The 21,134-nt window shown below is 54.7% G+C and carries 19 protein-coding genes and 1 pseudogene; 13 read left to right on the top strand and 7 right to left on the bottom strand.

Annotated features, from left to right (window positions below):
• The first annotated feature begins 5 nt into the window (after window positions 1–5).
• The gene (locus D3P08_RS22855) at window positions 6–875 is read left to right on the top strand and encodes an SDR family oxidoreductase (protein ID WP_119602438.1); all 870 of its coding nucleotides are present in this window, start codon (window positions 6–8) and stop codon (window positions 873–875) included.
• Window positions 876–955: 80 nt separating this feature from the next.
• Here the strand turns inward: D3P08_RS22855 and D3P08_RS22860 are convergent, their stop codons facing one another.
• Entirely contained in the window at window positions 956–1,846 is an 891-nt protein-coding gene (locus D3P08_RS22860) for an SDR family oxidoreductase (RefSeq protein ID WP_119602474.1), read from the bottom strand.
• A 132-nt stretch (window positions 1,847–1,978) separates the two neighbouring features.
• On the opposite strand from D3P08_RS22860, the gene D3P08_RS22865 reads away from it, so the two are divergent.
• From D3P08_RS22865 to D3P08_RS22895, 7 genes are all read left to right on the top strand, one after another.
• Window positions 1,979–2,944: a helix-turn-helix transcriptional regulator gene (locus tag D3P08_RS22865; protein WP_119602439.1), complete on the top strand. Its 966-nt coding sequence runs from the start codon at window positions 1,979–1,981 to the stop codon at window positions 2,942–2,944.
• A gap of 53 nt (window positions 2,945–2,997) precedes the next feature.
• Window positions 2,998–4,245, top strand: a complete 1,248-nt coding sequence (locus tag D3P08_RS22870; RefSeq protein ID WP_119602475.1) for an aminopeptidase — start codon at window positions 2,998–3,000, stop codon at window positions 4,243–4,245.
• 59 nt (window positions 4,246–4,304) lie between these two features.
• Complete coding sequence (locus tag D3P08_RS22875; RefSeq protein WP_119602440.1) at window positions 4,305–6,257, top strand: dihydroorotate dehydrogenase; 1,953 nt, start codon at window positions 4,305–4,307, stop codon at window positions 6,255–6,257.
• A gap of 137 nt (window positions 6,258–6,394) precedes the next feature.
• A complete protein-coding gene (gene desA / locus D3P08_RS22880; RefSeq protein WP_119602441.1) occupies window positions 6,395–7,447 on the top strand; it encodes a Delta(5) desaturase DesA in 1,053 nt (350 codons plus the stop codon).
• 65 nt (window positions 7,448–7,512) lie between these two features.
• Window positions 7,513–8,652, top strand: coding sequence for a sensor histidine kinase (locus D3P08_RS22885; RefSeq protein WP_119602442.1), 1,140 nt, complete (start codon window positions 7,513–7,515; stop codon window positions 8,650–8,652).
• Window positions 8,649–9,248 (top strand): response regulator transcription factor, encoded by a 600-nt coding sequence (locus D3P08_RS22890; RefSeq protein ID WP_119602443.1) that lies wholly within the window; start codon window positions 8,649–8,651, stop codon window positions 9,246–9,248. The genes D3P08_RS22885 and D3P08_RS22890 overlap by 4 nt, the downstream gene beginning before the upstream one ends.
• 222 nt (window positions 9,249–9,470) lie before the next feature.
• The gene (locus D3P08_RS22895) at window positions 9,471–10,946 is read left to right on the top strand and encodes an extracellular solute-binding protein (RefSeq protein ID WP_119602444.1); all 1,476 of its coding nucleotides are present in this window, start codon (window positions 9,471–9,473) and stop codon (window positions 10,944–10,946) included.
• 109 nt (window positions 10,947–11,055) lie between these two features.
• Here D3P08_RS22895 and D3P08_RS22900 read toward each other — a convergent pair whose 3' ends face one another.
• Window positions 11,056–11,658: a flavin reductase family protein gene (locus D3P08_RS22900; RefSeq protein WP_119602445.1), complete on the bottom strand. Its 603-nt coding sequence runs from the start codon at window positions 11,656–11,658 to the stop codon at window positions 11,056–11,058.
• Window positions 11,659–11,754: 96 nt separating this feature from the next.
• On the opposite strand from D3P08_RS22900, the gene D3P08_RS22905 reads away from it, so the two are divergent.
• Window positions 11,755–12,294 carry a GNAT family N-acetyltransferase gene (locus tag D3P08_RS22905; protein WP_119602446.1) on the top strand — a complete coding sequence of 180 codons (540 nt, stop codon included), beginning with the start codon at window positions 11,755–11,757 and terminating at the stop codon, window positions 12,292–12,294.
• Window positions 12,295–12,341: 47 nt separating this feature from the next.
• Window positions 12,342–12,761: pseudogene (locus D3P08_RS22910) on the top strand (GNAT family N-acetyltransferase).
• Window positions 12,762–12,938: 177 nt separating this feature from the next.
• Here the strand turns inward: D3P08_RS22910 and D3P08_RS22915 are convergent.
• The 5 genes from D3P08_RS22915 to mutT form a co-directional block, all read right to left on the bottom strand.
• The gene (locus tag D3P08_RS22915) at window positions 12,939–13,904 is read right to left on the bottom strand and encodes an acetylxylan esterase (RefSeq protein WP_119602447.1); all 966 of its coding nucleotides are present in this window, start codon (window positions 13,902–13,904) and stop codon (window positions 12,939–12,941) included.
• A gap of 30 nt (window positions 13,905–13,934) precedes the next feature.
• Window positions 13,935–14,813: a tetratricopeptide repeat protein gene (locus tag D3P08_RS22920; protein WP_162848577.1), complete on the bottom strand. Its 879-nt coding sequence runs from the start codon at window positions 14,811–14,813 to the stop codon at window positions 13,935–13,937.
• A 28-nt stretch (window positions 14,814–14,841) separates the two neighbouring features.
• A complete protein-coding gene (locus tag D3P08_RS22925; RefSeq protein WP_119602449.1) occupies window positions 14,842–15,807 on the bottom strand; it encodes an ATP-binding protein in 966 nt (321 codons plus the stop codon).
• 151 nt (window positions 15,808–15,958) lie between these two features.
• Window positions 15,959–18,430 carry a beta-propeller domain-containing protein gene (locus D3P08_RS22930; RefSeq protein WP_119602450.1) on the bottom strand — a complete coding sequence of 824 codons (2,472 nt, stop codon included), beginning with the start codon at window positions 18,428–18,430 and terminating at the stop codon, window positions 15,959–15,961.
• Window positions 18,431–18,518: 88 nt separating this feature from the next.
• Window positions 18,519–18,908 carry an 8-oxo-dGTP diphosphatase MutT gene (gene mutT, locus D3P08_RS22935; RefSeq protein WP_119602451.1) on the bottom strand — a complete coding sequence of 130 codons (390 nt, stop codon included), beginning with the start codon at window positions 18,906–18,908 and terminating at the stop codon, window positions 18,519–18,521.
• A gap of 167 nt (window positions 18,909–19,075) precedes the next feature.
• Here mutT and D3P08_RS22940 point away from each other — a divergent pair, with 167 nt between their 5' ends.
• From D3P08_RS22940 to D3P08_RS22950, 3 genes are read left to right on the top strand one after another with little or no spacing between them, the layout of a single operon-like run.
• Entirely contained in the window at window positions 19,076–19,444 is a 369-nt protein-coding gene (locus D3P08_RS22940; protein ID WP_119602452.1) for a GntR family transcriptional regulator, read from the top strand.
• Window positions 19,441–20,322, top strand: a complete 882-nt coding sequence (locus D3P08_RS22945; RefSeq protein ID WP_119602453.1) for an ATP-binding cassette domain-containing protein — start codon at window positions 19,441–19,443, stop codon at window positions 20,320–20,322. Before D3P08_RS22940 ends, D3P08_RS22945 begins: the two co-directional genes overlap by 4 nt.
• A complete protein-coding gene (locus tag D3P08_RS22950; protein WP_119602454.1) occupies window positions 20,319–21,056 on the top strand; it encodes a hypothetical protein in 738 nt (245 codons plus the stop codon). Before D3P08_RS22945 ends, D3P08_RS22950 begins: the two co-directional genes overlap by 4 nt.
• Window positions 21,057–21,134 lie beyond the last annotated feature (78 nt).

Genomic DNA, 21,134 nt, shown 5'->3' on the forward strand with positions numbered 1-21,134 from the left:
AAGAGATGTCCTCATCCTCTCAGAAAAAGCAAGTGTTCCCGCCGCAAAACCAGCAGCGGCAGCCTGGGTTCGAGTCGGAGATGACGCCGCCGCCCGTCTTCGAGACGGAGCAGTATAAAGCCGCGGGCAAGCTCGCGGGCAAAATTGCCATTATTACTGGCGGAGACAGCGGCATCGGCCGGGCGGTGGCGGTCGCTTTCGCGAAGGAGGGCGCATCGCTGGTCATCGCTTATAAAGATGAACATGATGACGCGCAGAAGACACGCGGCATTGTCGAAAAGCTGGGCGTCCGATGCCGTCTAATTTCCGGCGATATCGGCTCGCCGACTTTTGCCCAAGCAGTAGTCGAAGCGTGTCTCGAGGAGTACGGGAAGCTCGATATTGTGGTCAATAACGCGGCGGAGCAGCATGTCCGCCAGAAGCTGGAGGATATTACGCCGCAGCAGCTGGAGCAGACGTTCCGGACGAACGTGTTCGGCATGTTTTATTTGACGAGCGCCGCGATGCCGCATTTGAAGCAGGGCAGCGCCATTATCAACACCGCTTCCATAACAGCCTACAAAGGCAACCCGACGCTGATCGATTATTCGTCGACCAAAGGCGCGATCGTGTCGTTCACGCGATCGCTCGCGGCGAATCTCGCCGGCCAAGGCATCCGCGTGAACGGCGTGGCGCCGGGGCCGATCTGGACGCCGCTTATTCCGGCGTCGTTCGATCCCCAGGCGGTATCCACGTTCGGCTCGGATACGCCGATGGGCAGGGCGGGGCAGCCGCATGAGCTGGCGGCCGCCTATGTGTATCTGGCCTGCGACGATTCCAGCTATATGACGGGGCAGATGCTTCATATTAACGGCGGCGAAATCGTAAACGGCTGATTCGGCCGCCAGCGCGCATAAGGGCGTTCCTGCACGAATGGAACGCCCTTTTCGCGCAGCTTGCGGCAACGGCTCCTTCCTTATAGGAAGCCGTGCTCTTTGGCGTAACGTCCCCAATGCGGACGGCGGCCGTCAATATCTTCGAAGCCGTATTCATCCGACAGCTCCCAGCTTGGATAGACCTTGCCGCTTTTTTCGGCGACTGCCGGATCGCCTGCAAGCGCGGCGATGCCCCGGCCGACGAACCGCGGCGTCTCGGATTGCCCGAAATGCTCGGCCTGCGGCTTGCCGCTGTGCACGGCGTCGCGCCAGTTGCTCTCCGTTACGCCGAAATGCTCGAGCATCTCCTCGGAGCGGAGAAAGCCCGGCGTTACCGCTACCGCCGATACGCCGTGCGGACGGAGCTCGGCGGCCATCGCTTCGGCGAGATGGATCGGCGATATTTTGGCAAGGCTGTAGAATAGGTTGCCGCGATAGCGGTAGTCGATGCCGTCCGTCACTTCAATGATCAGCCCGGACTTGCGGGCCAGCATAAGAGGAGCGCCGTAATAGCTGGTAATGAGATGCGCTTTAACGGCTCTTTCCTGCACGAGCAGGCCGTTCTCGAGCGAGTGCTCCCAGAACGGGGCTTCCCACTCGATCAGCTTCTCTCCGCCCCATATATTGTTGACGAGTATGTCCAATTGTCCATCCTGCTCGGACTTGATCCGCTCGAAGAGAGCGGCAACCTGCGCCGGCACCGTATGATCCACCTTAACGGGAATGCCGATGCCCCCGGCAGCCGTCACGAGCGCAGCCGTTTCGTCGATCGTCTCCGTCCGGTTCAGATCCGACGGGGAACCGCTGACGCTTCTGCCCGTGCAGTAGACGGTGGCGCCCGCTTCTCCGAGACTAACCGCGATGCCTCGCCCCGCTCCTCTAGTCGCTCCGGCGACGACGGCTATTTTTCCTTGCAATGGCTTCTTGTTCATCATAGTCATTTTCAGATGCACTCCTTTTTCCATTTTTAGTTCATACCCATCGTAGCGCAGCATATACGACAACCTTTGTCATATATAAATGCTATAATGAGAAAAATCGAAATCAATGGAAAGGGTGGCGGAATGAGAGGGGGAAGACTCGTTTCAATCGTGCTGCTTCTGCAAAGCGAAGGGAAGATGACCTCAAAGCAGCTGGCGGAGCGGCTGGAGGTAACGGAGCGGACCATTCTTCGCGATATGGAGGAGCTAAGCGCGGCGGGAGTGCCGGTGTACGCCGAGCGGGGACCGCAAGGCGGATGGAGGCTGACGGAGGGATACCGCGCAAGCTTGACCGGGCTGCATGCGGATGAACTAGCCGCTCTGCTCTTATCCAGTCAAGGCGATACGCTGAGCGAGCTCGGCCAGCAGGGCGCGCTGGAAGCCGCGCTCCGCAAGCTGATGGCGGGTACGACGGAGGCGGCGCGGGAGAGCGCCAAGGCGGCGAGAAGCAAGCTCCACATCGACGGAGCGGGCTGGCATGCGCATGCCGGCAGGGGCGGGCTGGAGCGGCATCCGCTTCTGCCGGTTGTCCAGGAGGCTGTCTGGGAGGAACGAGCGCTGCGCATCGCATATGAGCGTGACGGAGAGCGGAAGGAGCGGATCATCGAGCCGCTGGGGCTGGTCGTGAAGCGCAACGTGTGGTACGTCGTGGCGATGACGGAGGAGCAAGAGCTGCGCACCTTCCGGATTTCGCGGCTTTCAAGCGCCGAGTCGCTGCCAAGGCGGTTCTCGCCGCCGGCAGACTTTGAGCTTGCGGCTTACTGGGAGCGTTCGCTGGCGGATTTCAAGGAGAGGCTGCCCCGCTACCCGGCGAAGCTGCGGATCAAAAGCGCGGTGCTCCAGCGTCTGAACGCGGAAAGATTTGTGTCTGCGGTGGAGACCGTTCGCGAAGAGGGCGAATGGGCCGAGGTGAACGCGATGTTCGAAACGCTGGAGTCCGCGTGCGAAATCATTCTAAGCTATGGCGCGGGAATAGAAGCGCTTGAGCCAAGAGAGCTCCGGCGGATGGTTATAGATGAAATAGAAGCTGCGCGAATGGTATACTTATAAGGTGTGGAAGAGGCAGGTATACATAACGCTTGACGAAAACAAAACCTAAGGAGATGTCCATAATGAGTCAAAACATGGAGCAGTATTTCGCCAAATACGCCGAGCTGATCGTTCGTACCGGCGTCAATATTCAGCCGGGTCAACCGGTGTTCGTGAACGGAGCGTCGATCGAAATCGCGCCGCTTGTCCGTCTTATCGCCGAGAAGGCTTATGAAGCGGGCGCATCTAACGTGTACGTCGATTGGACGGACGATAAGCTGTCCCGCTTGAAGTACGAGAAAGCCTCCGACGAAGCGTTCAGCCAGTTCCCGGCATGGGAAACATTAAAGCGCAATTCGTTCGTGGAGAAAGGAGCGGCGTTTATCTCGATTACGGCATCCAGCCCGGATCTCTTGAAGGGGATTCCATCCGAAAGAATCTCGGCTTTCCAGAAAGCGGCAGGCGAAGGGCTCAAAGAGTTCCGCAGAGCGATCCAAGCCGATAAGGTCAGCTGGACGGTTGTTGCGGCGGCCGGCGCGGAATGGGCGAAAAAGGTGTTCCCCGGCGTCTCGGAGTCCGAGGCGGTGGATAAACTGTGGGCCGCGATTTTTGACGCCGTCCGCCTCCATAACGACAATCCGGTGGAAGCATGGGTGAAGCACAACGATACGCTTCATGAGAAAGCGGAAATTTTGAACAGCCATCACTTCCGCAAGCTGCATTATACGGCGCCGGGCACAGATCTGACGGTTGAGCTCGCGGATAAGCATATTTGGGTCGCGGCGGGCAGCGTGAACGAGAAAGGCTTCTCCTTCATGGCGAACATGCCGACGGAGGAAGTGTTCACCGTGCCGAACAAAACGGGCGTGAACGGTTATGTGTCGAGCACGAAGCCGCTCAGCTACGGCGGCAACATCATTGACCGCTTCAAGCTGACGTTCGAGAACGGCCGCATCGTCAAAGCCGAAGCGGAAGAGGGCGAAGAAATTTTGAATAAGCTTATCGAGGTGGACGAAGGCGCGCATTACTTGGGAGAAGTGGCGCTTGTGCCTCATTATTCGCCGATCTCCGAGTCCGGCATCCTGTTCTACAACACGCTGTTCGACGAGAACGCGTCTAACCATCTGGCAATCGGCAGCGGGTACGCGTTTAACGTCGAAGGCGGCAAGACGATGACGCCGGAGCAGCTGGAAGCGGCCGGGGTGAACGCCAGCATTACGCATAACGACTTCATGATCGGTTCCGCGGAGATGGACATCGACGGGATCAAGGACGACGGTACCGTCATTCCGGTATTCCGCAAAGGCAACTGGGCGATCTAATTCAGCATGGGCCTGTTATCCGATAGGATGGCAGGCCCGATCTGCAAGGAGGGGAATCTATGCCGGATTGGTCCTATAAGACGCTGTTCCGGCCGGTGCTGTTCCGCCTGCCTTCGCGCGTGAGCCGCTCTTTCACGCTGGGGGCGATGGGCGCCATTAGCCGGATTCCCGGCGGCTCGTTCATCATCCGAACGCTGGGCCATATGGAGTTGTCGCCGCTGCTCGAGCGGGAGCTTGGAGAGAGGCCGCTCATCTCTCCGATCGGTTTGTCCGGAAGGGTCGATCCGAACGGCGCCGCTCAGAAGGCGCTGGCCCAGTTCGGCTTCGGCTTTACGGAGATTGGGCCGGTTACAGTCCGGCCGGTCATCAGCAGCGAGCCGATTCGAGTCGACGGCAGAGAGGAAACCCTTCATTACCCGAACCGTTTCGAAAATGAGGGGCTGGCTGCGGCAGCCGAGCGGGTCAAACGCAAGGAGCATAAGCTGCCGCAATACGCTCGCTTGGCGCCAATGCCCGGCTCCTCGCCGGAAGCCGCAATAGGCGAGCTGGGGGAGATGATGGAGGCATTCGGCGATGCGGGAGCAGCCGGCTTCTGCCTCGATTTTGCATCGGGAGGCCTCGCATGGGACGAGGTGTTAGCGGTGTGCGGGCAAATACCGAGGCTAGCGGAGAAGACGGCTCTTCCGCTGCTTCTTTATGTGCCGCTTACGTTGCCGGAGGAGCGGCTCCGCCAGCTGCTCGACATGCCGGAGGCCTCAATCTGGAAGGGCGCCGTCATCGGCGACGACTTGCCTGCCGCTGCGCGCAGCGGAGCCGCAGAAGAGAGCGATTCATTCGCTGCGGAGACTGGTCGGCTGGCGCTTGCGGAGTCCATCCGCAAGGCATCCTTCCTTCGCAAGCGGATGGGGGACCGGTTCGTCCTTATCGCGGGCGGCGGCTTGCATGAGCCTTATCAAGCGCTGCAGCTGCTGGAAGCGGGAGCCGATTTCCTTATGCTGCACAGCGGCCTCATATTTTCCGGACCCGGGCTCCCGAAACGGATTAACGAGGCGATCATCTACGAGACGGTCCGCCGCGAGCCTCCGCCCCCGGCTATTCCGTTCTGGCGGAACTGGGGCTGGATGTGCCTGCTCGGCATCGGCATGATCGTCGGGGGACTGCTGGCTTGGTGGATCGGCGAGACCCAAGTCCTCCTGTCGTACGACTTGCAATTTCTAGGCATGACCATCCCGGACATTCATCATGTAAACCATCATCTGCTGCACTTTATGTCGCATGACCGGATTACGCTGGCGGGGACGATGATCTCGATCGGCATCCTGTATTATCAGTTAGCGCGGTATGGACAGCGATACGGCGAGCATTGGGCGAAAACGGCGCTTACGTCCTCTTGCGTCGTCGGCTTCTCCAGCTTTTTTCTATACCTCGGTTACGGTTATTTCGATCCGCTGCATGCGCTCGCGGCTGCGGTGCTGCTGCCGATGTTTATCCTATCGATGAGGAGGAATGCCGACAGACCCAGCCGTGAGCCGGTCAATCTTCGCAATGACAAAGCATGGCGGCTCGCCATGTGGGGGCAGCTTTGTTTTGTAGCGTTAGGCATCGCGCTTGCCGCCGGAGGACTTGCGATTGCCGGCGTCGGAATAACGAATGTGTTCGTGAAGGCCGATCTCGCCTTTCTCGGCACGACGCCGGAAGCGCTGGATCAAGCGAACCCGAGGCTGATCGCTTTGATCGCGCATGACCGGGCGGGGTTCGGCGGCGCGTTATTATGCGATGCGATTGCTATCCTTATCATCGCCTTGTGGGGAATCGGAGAAGGAAAGCGCTGGCTGTGGTGGACGCTGCTGATCGGCGGGGCGCCGGGCTTTTACGGAGGGCTGTCCGTCCATTACCATATCGGGTATATCGATTTCATGCATTTGCTCCCCGCATTTGTTGCGGTGTTCCTTTATTTGGCCGGACTGATTCTGCTTTATCCTTATATGATGAAAAGAAAGTCGGCTATATGACATTTGTCATATAGCCGACTTGACGTTTATGACTGGGAGCATCGGCGGCAATTTCCTACAATGGATACAAGAGCCGGAGAACGGAGTATCTCGTTTTCCAGCAAAGCTCTCACGTTTCTTCCAAGGAGGAAGTTTCTATGACCGATCCAAAGCAGGTTCACTTAAAAAAAAGCGTAAGTCCCTACGAGCATTCTCAGTTAAAAGTTAGCATCGGCCAAATGATCAATACGTTATTGCCGCTTGTGGCGCTATGGTACGCGGCATATTGGAGTTTATCGGTTTCTTATTGGCTCACGCTTGCGTTTAGCGTCGGCGCGTCCTTTTTTGTCATTCGAACCTTTATCATCTTCCATGACTGCTGCCACGGCTCGTTCTTTAAGAGTAAGCGAGCGAATGACATCATCGGCATCCTAACCGGCGTTTTGACGCTGGTGCCCTATCAGCAGTGGAAAAACTCGCATGCGATCCACCATGCGACGAGCAGCAATCTCGACAAGCGCGGCGTCGGCGACCTTTGGATTATGACGGTCGAAGAGTACGCATCGGCAAGCACATGGACGAAGCTGGCCTATCGCGCTTACCGGAATCCGCTCATCATGTTCGGGCTTGGTCCGATTTATGTCTTTTTGCTGCAGTACCGGTTCAACCGGAAAGGAGCCCGCCGCAAGGAGCGCTTGAACACGTACCTGATGAACGCGCTGATTGTCGGTTTCTACGCCTTGATGATCTGGGCGGTCGGATGGCAATCGTTCCTGCTGGTGCAAGGTCCAGTCTTTTACTTGTCCGGCGTTTTGGGCGTCTGGCTGTTCTATGTGCAGCATCAATTCGAGGATTCTTACTTCGAGCACGAGGAAGAATGGAGCTATGTAAAAGCGGCCGTAGACGGCAGCTCCTTCTATAAATTGCCGAAGGCTCTGCAATGGCTGACGGGCAATATCGGCTACCATCATGTGCATCATTTAAGCCCTAAGGTGCCTAACTATTATTTGGAGACGGCGCATGACGCCGTGCCGCCCCTGCATAAAGCGACAACGATCACCATCCTGCAAAGCCTGGAATCGCTCAAATTCCGGTTATGGGATGAGGAAGGCAAACGTTTCGTCAGCTTTAGAGCGGTTAAGGACCGTATTCGCAAGCCGTCGCGCGTTGCAATCGGTTCCGCGGCAGGCGGACCAAGGAAGGCAAGCTAAAGCGGACTGTGCTACAATGGTCGCATGAAGTGAGATCGCGGCTGTCGTTAAGGAAGGGGTCCGTCATGAACAAATGGTATAATATCTTTCACCGCAATACGGGACTCAGCCCATATGTGTGGCTCGTTTTCTGTATCTTGCCCTTCTACTTTATTTTTCGTTCTTCCTCGACGCCGGAGATTATCTCTGGCGTTTTCATGATCATTTTGTTTTTTGTTTGCTACCGGCTGTCGTTTGTGTCCAAAGGGTGGCTTGTATATTTTTGGACCAGCGTGCAAATCCTGATTTCGATTGCGATGACTTTGCTGTTCAGCTACGTTTATTTCTCGATCTTTTTAGCCTTTTTTATCGGGAACGTCAAGAACAGGGCGGGATTTTTCACGTTATACGCGGTTCATCTGGCGAGCACGTTCATTACGGTCAATTATGGCTTTGCGACGCAAAATCAGCTGTTTTTTACGCAGTTTCCGTTTATTCTCATTAGTTTGATCGTTGTTATTCTGCTTCCTTTCAATACGTACAACCAGATGAAGCAAGGCCAACTGGAAGGACAGCTTGAGGATGCCAACAAGCGAATCGCCGAGCTGGTGAAGCAGGAGGAGCGGCAGCGGATTGCGCGCGATCTGCATGATACGTTAGGGCAGAAGCTGTCCTTAATCGGGCTGAAAAGCGATTTGGCGGGCAAGCTGGTCTTCCAAAACCCTGCCAAAGCGCAGGCGGAAATTCGCGACGTTCAGCAGACGGCGCGAACGGCGCTGAAGGAAGTGCGGGAGATGGTTACGCAAATGAGAGGCGCGCGGCTGGATGAGGAAATGCACCGTGTAGCCCAGATTCTTGGCGCGGCGGACATTGAGCTGCAGGTCGAAGGGGATTACCGGCTGACGGATACGAATCTGCTCACGGAGAATGTGCTGAGCATGTGCCTCAAGGAAGCGGTCACGAACGTGGTGAAGCATAGCAAAGCCAGCCGCTGCCTCATTGCGTTCTCTTCAACAGCGAACGAGTTTCAGGTAACGATCAGCGATGATGGAATAGGGCTGGCAGCCAGGCCGGACGGCTATCGAGGCAACGGGCTTCGAGGCATGAAGGAGCGGCTGGAATTCGTGAACGGCACGTTGGAAATCCGGTCAGACCGTGGGACGGAGCTGTTCATTACGGTGCCTCATGTGGTGAAAAAGCCGGTAAAGGAGGAGCGAAGCGAATGATTACGATCGTAATAGCGGAGGACCAGCGCATGCTGCTGGGCGCTCTGGCGTCGCTGCTGGATTTGGAAGACGATATGAAGGTTGTGGGCAGGGCCGCGAACGGGGAGGAAGCGATTGCGCTGGTCGAGAAGCATCAGCCTGACGTCTGCATCATGGATATCGAAATGCCGGCGAAGAGCGGGCTTGAAGCGGCGGAAGAGCTGAAAGGCAAGTGCAAGGTGATCATTCTGACGACGTTCGCGCGCGCAGGCTATTTCGAGAGGGCGATAAAGGCCGGGGTCAGCGGCTACCTCTTGAAGGACAGCCCGAGCGAGGAACTGGCAAGCTCCATTCGCAGCATTATGTCCGGCCGTAAAATTTATGCGTCGGAGCTGATGGACGAAGCGTACGGCGGCGGCGACAATCCGCTTACGGAACGGGAGAAGGAAGTGCTCGAGCTTGTCGCGGACGGCAAAAACACGAAGGAAATCGCAAACGAGCTGTTCCTTACTACGGGCACGGTGCGCAATTATATTTCGGTCATCTTGGATAAGCTGGGCGTCAGCAACCGGATCGAAGCGATCACGAGATTCAAAGAGAAGGGCTGGTTCAAATGAACCGGCTCTCTTTTTTTGGTTAAACTTAACCGGAAATTTAGGAAGATTTAAGAAATAATTTAGACCTTACTGTGGATTTGGCATTATAGTGGGAGGAGGCTGACACGCGCATAGGCAGAAAATAATTTGCGTCTTGTTGCAACTATCACGGGACAAAAAACGTATAGTAGATGGTACATATTGGATGAAGTGGGAGTCTACTAAGTTAAGGAGAGTTGGGAAATGAGAAATTGGTTGAAAGCAGCGGCTGCCGCCACACTGGCCGCGACGATGCTGACGGGCTGCAGCTTCGGGGGGAACGATGGACAAGGGGAAAAGACGCCGACATCGTTAAAGGTGATGTATTACGATGAGAGCAGCTTCTATCAAGAATATGGCATGCTGTTCAGCGCGCTGTATCCGGAGATCGAGCTCCAAGTCGTCTCTACGCAAAGCATTTACCAATCGTCCGGTGACGGCGAAGAGGTCGATATCGAAAAGCGGAAGCAAGAGTTTCTGGAAAAAGAGAAGCCGGACATCTTGATGCTGGAAATGAATGAATACGAGAAAATGGCGCAGGATGGCAAGCTGATCGATTTGAACTCGTACATTACAAAAGATAAATTCGACGTCGAAGGCCTCGTGCCGGGTATGGTCGATTACATGAAGGAGCTAGGCGGAGGACAGCTGTACGGTCTGCCGTCGGGCTTCAGCAGCCAAGTGCTTTTCTATAACAAAGATCTGTTCGACAAGTACAATATCGCTTATCCAACGGATCAGATGAGCTGGAACGACGTCATTCAGCTTGCAAGACAGTTCCCTGTCGAGGGATCGAAGGAAGAGCGCGTGTATGGCCTCAGGGTCGGGTACAGCGGCGATTTGAACCAAATGAGCACGATGATCGCGAATGCGGAAGGCTTGAATTACGTCAATCCTACAACTAAAGAAATGACGATCAATACGGCGGGCTGGAAAAACGCGGTGCAAACGGCTTACGACGCGTTGAAATCCGACGCGCTCTACTCCGAGGATCCGAACAACGGCATGATGGGCGGCACGTCTTATGAAGATTATTTGCTTCGTAATCCGTTTATCAGCAACCGTCTTGCGATGACGATCGATGGAAGCTGGTTCATCCGCGAGCTGGAGGAAGCGAAAAACAACGTGAAGGATCCGTCGAAGCTCGTTCAGAACTGGGACATCGTAACGATGCCGGTCAGCGCGCAAATGCCGGATACCAGCTCCAGCACGTACTATAACAATATTTTCTCGATTGCTAAGGATTCAACGAATGCGGACGCGGCATGGAAGTTCATTTCGTATATTTCCGGCGAAGATTTCGCGCGCGTAAAATCCAAAGTCGCGTATAATAACGGCTTCTCCATTCATACGAAATATATTAAAGACGAAGAGGGCCGCAACTTCGCTGCGTTCTATAAGCTGAAGCCGGCGAAGCAGCTCTATGACTATACCGATTTCGATAAGCTTCCGACGCAGTTCAGCATGATGTTCTACAACTATATGAACGAAGAATTTATGGCGATTCAGAACGACGAGAAAACGATCGATGAAGCGCTGGAAACGCTGCAAGTGAAGGGCGAGGAGCTTCTGGCTCAGGAATCGATGACCCAAGAGGAAATCGATGAAATGTGGCAGAAGCAGATGGAAGAAGAGCAGGCCAAGATGCAAGAAGCGGCAGGCGAAGCGGCGGCTGAATAGAAGACTGCGGCCGCGGAATCTACTAGCGTTATGACTTAAGATAGGCGTACCTATCGATGCGGGATGCGAAAGCATGGGCAGCGATAGGTGCGCTTTTTTGTAAAAGATATTAGGCGCGGAACGTTTTGCCCAGTTCTTTTCCTAGGCCGAAATAATGCCTGAAGTTATAAATGAGGGGGCTCCATGCTTCCGGGTTTATGCGGTCCTCGTCCAGAATAATGCCAGGATGCGCATGCACCTTTAACGCTTCCGCTTCTACGATCGCAAAGTGCGGATCGTGTTCGGGGATACGGATATTTCTCACCGCGCATTCGATTTGAAGCGGACATTCCAGAATGCGGTCGGGCTTCACTTGAACGGATGCTTGGGCGGTCAAATCCGCCGCGGCGAATTTATCCTTTTCATAACGGAAAGAATTTTGCAATTTATTATCGGGAACCGGATTTTTCCCTGTCAGCGGCGCCAATTTCTCGACATGCGTCCAAAGCTCGGGAGTTGGAACATTTACGACGCACTCAGGATGGCTTTTCAGATTTTCGATGGCTTTGCCGCCTATTCCGAGCCCTAGCACGATACAGCTCCCGAGCGCCCACGATGAAGATAATGGGCTGATGTTGGTTGAGCCGTCTTCATTTCTCGTAGATAATAGGATGACGGGTGTCCCGTAGTATAAAATTTTTGGCTTAATCTCTTGATGCGTGATTTCCGGCATACGACTCCATACCTCCAAAATAAAAACATATGTTCCTATACTATCATAAGTTAAAATTGATTTCATTAACCTATTTATAGAGAGGAAGGAAGCAGCATGGGAAAAACGCGATTCATAAGACCGAACGCAGCGTACCGGGAAGCTTATATGGCTTTTTATCAGGATTGGAAAGCGAGCGGGGAGGACATCGTTCCATGGGTCGTCGAGCGCGATCCAACCGATTTTGATTCATATGTAAATTTTTTGTATGCGGAGGATCGTGAAGAGAAGCTGACGGGGAATAGCTTCGTTCCGCACTCCACGTATTGGCTTGTCAATGATGAAGAACAAATTGTCGGAGCGGTTAATATCCGCCACCGGCTGAATCAAAAGCTGCTTGAGCAAGGCGGACATATCGGCTATGGGATTGCGCCTTCTCATCGGGGGAAAGGCTACGCAAAGACTCAGCTGGCGGAAGCCTTGAAGGTTATCCGAGCCTTGGGGGTTGAGCGGGTCCTTCTCGTGTGCGACGAGGATAACATCGCGTCGGAACGGACGATTCTCGGAGCTGGCGGCAAATTTGAATCCTACTTTACGACGGAGGAAGGCGAAGTGCTGAAGCGATTTTGGATCGAGCCGGGAGGGAACGGGTTATGAGGCTAGAAACGGAGCGCTTGGTTCTGAGAGAATTTACGAGGGAGGATATGGAGGCTGTTCACCGTTACGCTTCCGATCCCGTCGTTACGGCTCATATGATTTGGGGACCGAATACAGAGGCGGAGACGCAAGCTTTTATCGAGATGGTATTAGACATGCAGAACCAAGCGCCCCGGACTGGCTTTGAGATGGCCGTAGAATTGAAAGCAAGCGGTGAGCTGATCTGAGGCTGCGGGCTTCATGCAATGGAACCGAAGCAAGGCGAAATCGGCTACTGCTTTGCGAAGGAGCATTGGGGGAACGGATACGCTTCGGAAGCTGCATCCGCCTTGCTCCGTTTCGGTTTTCGCGGGCTGGGGCTTCATCGCATTTACGCCACGTGCAGACCGGCCAATACCGGCTCCGCCGCCGTTATGCGCAAAATCGGAATGACCTGCGAAGGCCATCTCCGCGGATATGTACCATAAAGGCGGTTGGCACGACTCGTACCAATACTCCATCTTGGAGCATGAATACGAAGCGTCAAAAACGGAGGGGCTTTCGGAATAGGGAGCAGCCCTTTGCAAAGAAAGGACCATTCGGAATGGCGAATGGTCCTTTCTTTGTTAGCCTGTCTCGATGCGGAAAGAAACGGTCCGTATCGCCTATCCCTGCAAATGGTCCATGAACAGCTTCAGCTTCGTCGGAATGCTGCCCGGCACTTGCTCATGGCCGAAGTAGCGGTACACCGCGATATCCTTTTCGCATGACAGATGGTTATAAACGGCGAACACGGTAGAAGGAGGGGTTATATCATCGATAAGTCCAATCATCATCCAGGTGTAGCAGGATATACGCGGCGCCAGGTTCATGATGTCGAAATAACTTAATGTGTTCAGAGCGTTAGCTTCGATGTCCGGATCGCTTGAATGGCGGCGGAAATACTCGTTCAGCTCCCCGTATGGTCCGTTAGGCGTCACATCGATCGCTCTCCTGAAGTGGGAGAGATATGGGTAGTCCGAAACCGCAAGCTTCGGCTTGCCGGACAGCGCCGCTGCTGCAAGCGTGATCGCGCCGCCTTGGCTGCCGCCCGTCACCGCGATACGGTCGCCGTTCACTTCAGGCATTGCCGCAAGCACGTCAATTGCTCTCACGGCATCCATATAGACCGCCCGGTAATAATATTCCTCCTTGTTCTGAATGCCCTTTGTCATCCAGCCGCCGACATGGCCGTTCGAAGAGACGACATTGTCAACGCTAAGGCCGTGCTGCCCGCGGCAAACCATGTGAAGAACCGCATAGCCTTTCAAAGCGAGATCGACCGTTTCGTTTATGTCGCTGTCTTTGATCCAATTGTAACCATGGTACGTCACGATGCCCGGCAGCGGGTCGTCTTGCTTGGGCATTGCCAGGATCGCTTCAATCGGAGCGTGATTGAAGCCTTGGTACATGACGCGGTAGAGCTTGATCCCTTTGACGGGGTAGCTTAATTCCGTACGCTCGTAGCTGAGCGGAACCTCTGCCAGCTTAGCGAGAGTAGACGTCCAGAACGAATCGAAATCATCTTTTTTCGTTAACTCGGGCTTGTAGGCCCGAAGCTGTTCAAGAGGTAAGTCATATGGCTGCGGCATGATCGATTCCATCCTTTATGAAAGTAATTGTCAGCGTTTGAAGCGGCTCCAGGGCCATCCGAATACTTTGACATGGACAAGCCACTTGGTTGCCCAATGCGTTAAGACGTATAAGACAATAAAAACAATAATGAGCGGTCTGAACAAAAGAACGGCGATAAACCAGCTGAGCAGCACTTGCCATGGCTTAAGCCGTTTCAGCACGTTAGTAGGAGCGAGCAAGATGCGATAAAACTTGTAGCTTTTTTGAAGCGATTCCAGATACGCTTCGCGTATTTGCTTATTTTCCGGGTCGAGTCGGATCGCGTTTTTCAGCATGAGGAGCTGGTCGTCGTAATCGTTCCTGCGTTCGGCAGCCCAGCCGAGATACAGATAGACATGATCGGACTCTACATCTTGTCGAAGCGCTTCTGAGGCGTACGTCTTCGATGCGCTCCTATTGCCAAGCAGCGCTTCCGTATAGCTGAGCGCAGCCAGAAACAGCGCGTTCTGAGGGCTGAGCTCAAGACCGGTCAGCAGCAGATCCCTGGCATCCGCATATTTGCTGCGGCGGTTACAAGCATTCGCCCGCAAGAAATAGTATTGCGGCTCATACGGATCCACGCGCTGCGCGTTGTCCAGCGCTTCATCGAGCGCCTTCCAATTCTCCGACTCGTAGTAAGCGACCGTTCGAACGAACCAGGCGATGCGGTTGTCCGGATCGCGCCGCAGCGCTTCCTGCGACCAATGCAGCGCTTCCTCGCGCTTGTCTAAGCGCAGACAGACCTGCCCTAGCATGGCGTAAGCGTCGGCATCCTCCGGCTCCTCGCGGATCAGCGCCATTGCCTCGTCCATTGCTTCCTTGTACCGCTTCCATTCCATCAGCTGATGTATTCTGGAGTAGCGCAGATACGGGTTTTCTCTTTCCATGGACATAACCTCATGTCGCTTAGAGTAGTTATTTCAATCCATTTGCCTTTATGTAGTCGAGGACGATCTGGTAGTCGTTATTGATGTCGCTGAACGTGGCGTAATTTTTAGCGGTGGAGAACCATTCCAGCGTTGTCGCCTTGCGCCCTTTAACCGATTTGCGCAGGTCGTCCTGCGTGATCGGTTGGATGTCGCCGGTCTCGAGCGTCCGCTCCAGCGCGGCTTCGACGGCGTCCTTGACCAGCTGCTCCAGGTCTGCGCCGGAGAAATGGCGAGTCTCCCTCGCGATTCGCGCGAGCTCGAGTCCGTCCGTCGGCTTCCCCGCCAGCTTCAGCCCCAGAATCGTCTCGCGTTCCGCTTCCTCCGGAGGCGGCACAAAGATCAAATGATTGAACCGGCCGGGCCTGCGCAGCGCGGAATCCAAATACCATGGCGTATTCGTCGCGCCGATGACAAACACGTTGTCGTTGAACGACTGCAAGCCGTCCAGCTCAAGGAGAAGCTGATTGACCAGCATACGGTCATGATGCTGGCGCATCGTATTGCGGCTGCCGCCCATGGCGTCAAGCTCATCGATAAAGATAACGCAGGGCTTGTTCTCCCTTGCTTTCTCGAAAATATCGTGAAGATTGCTTTCGCTCTGCCCTACGTACATGCCGAGAATGGCCTGCAGCTCAATGTGCAGAAAGTTAGCGTCAATCTCGCCGGCTATCGCTCTTGCAAGGAACGTCTTCCCGCAGCCCGGCGGGCCGTACAGCAGAAGGCTGCCTCCTGCTTCTTTGCCGTATGCGGCGAACAGCTCTGGCTGCTTGAGCGGAAGAATAAAGTTCATGCGGATTTTTTTCTTCACCGCATCGAGACCGCCAACGTCCGAGAACGTTTCCTTTGGCTTTTCTGTCTCCACAAGCCCTTTACCGTCTTTGTCAAACTGCAGCACTTTAAGTTTGTTCCGGCGGCGTTCCGCCAGATCATCGCGGTCGTTGTGATCGGACATGGCCATCATCCTTTATTGAAATTTATACATGGTTCTTATTATACCAGAAAACGGGAAATGCCGCCCGCTTATGCGGAGATTTCATGAACGGCAGTTCGGTTCAGCCGAAAAAAATCCGGCGCAGCCAAGCCGCGCCGGATTTAAGGATAGGTTATGGGGTGACACTCGGCATCACGTCCATTGGGACAGGTATCGTACTGTAACGATAGCCGCTGTCAGGGTCGTACGGATAATCCAGCGAGCCCTGCTCCTTTAAGCTGCCTATGTCGTTAGCCTTCAGCATAGCTTCCGACATGGTATACAGCGTGCTGCCGGCATACAGAATCCGTCTTACCTGCTTCCTGTAGTCGTAGCCGTATTGGCCGCTTTTCTTCAGATCCTCATTCGTCAAGTGACTGATTCGTCCCCGAAGCTGGAAGCCGTTCTTCAGATCGATGCCATAGACATAAGCTCCTTGGTACGTGAACTCGCCGTAGGCAGGGAAGCTGCCGTTATCCACAGAATCCTTGCCGCTTAGCTCATGCAGCTCGACCGGGAATGCCAGAAGTCCCTTTTCTTTCGAAAATAACAGCGCCTTATGATCCTGAAGCAGCTCGGAGTGCGTCCCCCGATCGCCGACGATCTCCTTGAACAACTCCTTCGGACGGCTGACGTCGCTGACGTCAAACAAAGCGATTTTGAGCCCTTGGTAATACGCGGTAGTGGCGTCAGCCCCCGCGCCTTTTGAAGGAAGCTCGACCGTATCTTTGCCGAAGCCGATCAGATGGTTCTCGTCATAAGGATGCAGGTAGTCGCTGTAGCCGGGAATTTTCAGCTGACCCAGAACCGCCGGCTTAACCGGATTGGAGAGATCGATGGCAAAAAGCGGGTCCACATTGCGGAAGGTGACCATATAAGCCCGTTTCCCCATGAACCGGACCGAATAAATCCGCTCGCCGGGAGCCAGACCTTCCAGCTTGCCGACGGTCTCCAGCTTCTCGTTCAGCACGTACACGTTGTTCGTCGAGCCGCCTTCGCCTGATGCCCACATGTTGCCGTTCGTAAGCGCAACGCGGAAGTAGCCTTCGTGCTCATCCATCGAAAACTGGTTCAGCAGCTGTCCCGGAACCGAGCCTTCGCTAATATACAAAATATTTCCGTGATCAAGCCGGAATTTATGAAATTTCGTCTCCTGTTTAAACCGGCTGCCATCCTGCGTGTACACCGTTTGCGCAGCGTATAAATTGTTACGGGAGGCGTAAATCGTTTCGCCTGCGCCCAGATAAGCGGATACCTGCAGCTGCCCGTCCTCCTGGTTCAAATCGACCGCGCCGACCAGCATCATCGTGCTGTCCGACGGGTTAGGGAAGTAATGAACGTCCTTCAGCTTAACGGTCATCGCTTTATCCGATACGGCGGTATCACGGTAGAGCGGCTCGAAGGAGGCCGCCAGCTTCTTCGAAGCCTCCGCCTGCTGCTCTGTCGCAGCTGCATCGCCATCCGCCTTGACGGCAGGCAGCGCGTAAATCGGATACGTGTACTTATTCGTTACCATATACAGCGCGTCGCCGATTTTCCGGGACGACAGGTAGCTGCCTTCTTGCTCCAGCTGCCTTATTAAGGTCGGAGCACCGTCTTCCGACAAGTCGTAGACATACGTTCTTACTGCGCTTTTGTACATGGATGGAGGTCCGATTATCATCTTGCTGTCGGGTGTCGCCTTGCTGACCGTACCGCTTACGGCCGTCGTTCCTTCCTCAAAAACCACATAGGCTTCGACGTTCCCGATGACGAGCAGGCGGTCTTCGTCGATATAGAGCTGCTGGGGACGGAAGCCTTCTTGTTGACCGTATTCCAGCTTCGCGGCCAGCCGAGGCTTTGCCGGGTCGGATATATCCGCGATCATAACGCGCGTTCCGCTGATTTGATAAATGTAATGACCGTCCGTCTTGACCCAATCCGCTTCGTCTACGCCTTCAACCTGTACGATCGTCCGCGAATGATCGCCGCTTGAACCGGAATCGTCTCCAGAGCTGCCGGAATCGGTTGCAGTTACCTTATCGGCGGCAGGCGCTGCAGCCGCTTCTTCAACAATGACGCCGCCCATTTCTTGGACCCCATAGGAGCCGCCCTGTACGGAGTGCAGCAGCTCTAGCAGCTTATCCTCGGTGCCGACAGTCGGCAGCTGCAGCGGCTCGTCAATGCTGACGATCCGCTTAATCCCGTCCCATGTAACGACAGTGCCGAGCGACTCCGAGATGGCCCGGAGCGGGACCATCGTTATATCGCGTATAGAGCGGGGCTCGACGTCAAGCTGAATCCGCTTGCCTCCCGCTACCATTTGCTTAGACCCAAGCGTTAGGAGCGCTTCGCGTTCGCCGCGGGTCAGCCGCACAGTCCGCTTGCCGTCCGCTTCGGCATATTGCACCTCTGCGCCGAGCGCTTCGGCGATTTCACGGACCGGGACAAGGGTAGAGCCGTTCTCGATAAAGGCGGGAGTGGAGAGGGAGAGCGGTCTGCCTTCCATCAAAACTTGAATGCCGCTTTGCGCGGCTGCCGCATCATTCGGCCTCGTCCATTCAAGCGAAGCCGCAACGCATAGGGTGAGCGTCAAGCATGCTGCAATAATCGCTTTTTTTCTCATGAAACAGCCTCCTTTAATCCGTACTGTTACCGGTTATTCCGCCACATCAAGCTGTTACTGAATAAACGAGTACGGAGCGGATTTTGTTTCAGGACAGCAGCCGTTCTACGGTAGGAATATCGGCAGGCGCCCACTCCAGCTCAAAAAGCCTGGAAGCCGGCAGCCACAGCAGGCGCTCATGCTCCCGAGCGGCCGGCTCGCCGCCGACAATCACGGCATAATACGTCAAAAGATGAACGCGTATAGAAGGATACTCATGCTCCGCATCCGCGATCAGCTCCCCCACCTGTATTTCGCAGCCCAGCTCCTCCTTTATTTCTCTGACAAGACAGCTTTGCGGCGATTCGCCGGGCTCCAGCTTGCCGCCCGGAAATTCCCACAGCCCGGGCATGGACATGCTAGCCGAGCGGAGGGCGCATAAGATTTCGCCGCGCTCGTTCTGAATAACCGCGCCCGCGACATGAACCGTTTTGACCATTGTTGGATATCGCTCCTTTCATGCGTGCACTTGTCCCCAAATCGTACGAAAATCCGCATCGATACGCAACTCCGCAAATTTTTCCCAAAATGGGTTTGACAAATTCATCCTAACGTTATATGGTTAGTTACATAAGTAATGAACCACACAAGCAATGAGGTGATGACGTGTTTGATGAACGAAGCCCTATTTATCAGCAGATCGCGGATCAGATAAAGGACGATATTGTCAGCGGCGCATTGAAAGAAGAAGAGCAAGTCATGTCAACGAATCAATACGCGGCATTCTACCGCATTAATCCCGCTACGGCGGCGAAGGGCTTTCAGCTTTTGACCGAGGAAGGCATTTTGTACAAGAAAAGAGGGATTGGGATGTTTGTCAGTACAGGGGCAAGAAGCACGCTGCTTGAGGCGAGGAGAGACCGTTTCTTCGAAGAGGTCGTTGACCGGATGGTCGAAGAGGCGCGGCGGATCGGCGTTCCGCTCGCGGACATTTTGAAGCATCTTGAGAAGCAAAGGGAGGAGGGAAATCAATGACCCTGGATATCGAAGTGAAAGGTCTTGGCGTAAGCTATGGCAGAGAGAAGGCAGTCGATGGGGTGAGCCTAAAGCTGCCGGGAGGCAAAATTTACGGGCTGCTCGGACGCAACGGCTCCGGTAAAACAACCTTGCTTTCCGTGCTGGCCTCCTTCCGCGAGCAGTCGGAGGGCGAGGTTCGAATTGGAGGAGAAGCGCCGTTTGAGAATGCGGCGATTGTAAACCAGGTTTGTTTTATTCAAGAGAATGGCCATATCGCGGAAGGCTACCGCGTTAAGGACGCGGTTAAATTGGCGGCCAGCTGCTGGCCTAACTGGGATGAGGCGATGGCGCAGCGGCTGCTTGAGCATTATCAGCTCCCGCAGAAGAAGCGGATTCAAAGCCTATCGAGAGGCATGAAGTCCGCGCTTGGCGTCGCGGTCGGTCTCGCGAGCCGGGCGCCGATTACGATTTTCGACGAGGTGTACCTCGGGATGGACGCTCCTTCCCGTTACTCCTTCTACGAGGAGCTGCTTCGGGATTATATGGAGCATCCGCGAACCTTTATTTTATCCACGCATCTGATCGATGAAGTCAGCAACCTGTTTGAGGAAGTGATCATACTCGATCAGGGGCGGCTTCTGCTTCAGGAAGAGACGGAGTCGCTTCGCCAGCGCGGCGTATCCGTTACGGGACCGGCTGCGCTTGTCGACGAATTTGCCGCCGGGCTTAATATTCTCGGCGAGCAGCGGCTGGGCGGAATGAAATCGGTAACGGTTTACGGCGAGCTTGGGCCGGAGAGAGAGCGGCAGGCACATGCGCAGGGACTTGAGCTAGGCCCGGTTCCGCTCCAGGATTTATTTGTTCATTTAACGAAAAAAGGAGGCGGTAAGCGATGATAGGAGCGCCGCAAACCAAAAAACATCCTGCCGTGAATGTCGCTCTGCAGCTCTGGTCGACACACCGTTGGACGCTTCTGTGGTATTGGCTTATCTTCGTTTTGGCCATGATTGTTATCTGTATTTTCATGTATAGCGCGGGACCGGAAAAAATCGAAAGCTTGGATGAAAGCTATTGGCTGGAAAGCGGGGGGTTCTCGCCGAAAATCTTTTTACTCGTTATCGGAATATTGATGACCCCTGTATCACTGGCAAGCTTTGTTTCCAACGGCGTAACGCGGAAGCATTTCGTAGCAGGGAGCACGATGTTAATGGCAGCCTTGGCGCTGCTCAGCTCTCTTGTATTTGCGGCAGGCTCCTTGCTCGAAAGTCTTGTTGTCGATTGGATCGGTTTTACGGTCAAGATGGGGCATCCGCCGTTTTTCCGGGTGCTAGTGGAGCAGTTTTTCCTTTTTGCGGGCTATTCCGGCACAGGATGGCTGATCGGCTCGGCGTTTTACCGTTACCATTGGCGGGTTGGCGTCATCATAAGCGTATTGTCGTTTGTTCCGATTACTATAATGGAGATTCTTGCTGATTCGGCAGGGATTGTAAAGCTCCTCGAACTCAGCGTCACTCCGCCTGCCTGGAACTTCGGGCTTTCGGCCGTTCTGCTCGCCGTCATAACCGCAGCTCTCGTTGCTCTGAACTATTATATGCTTCGGAAGGTTTCGATCAAACGCAAATTGATATAGGCATGGCGCCGGAATCCCCGCCGTTTCTTCATGAAACGAGCGGGGATTTTTTTATTTATCCTGCTTTCCTGTAGTTGC

Source organism: Paenibacillus nanensis (assembly GCF_003583765.1).
Lineage (GTDB): Bacteria > Bacillota > Bacilli > Paenibacillales > Paenibacillaceae > Pristimantibacillus > Pristimantibacillus nanensis.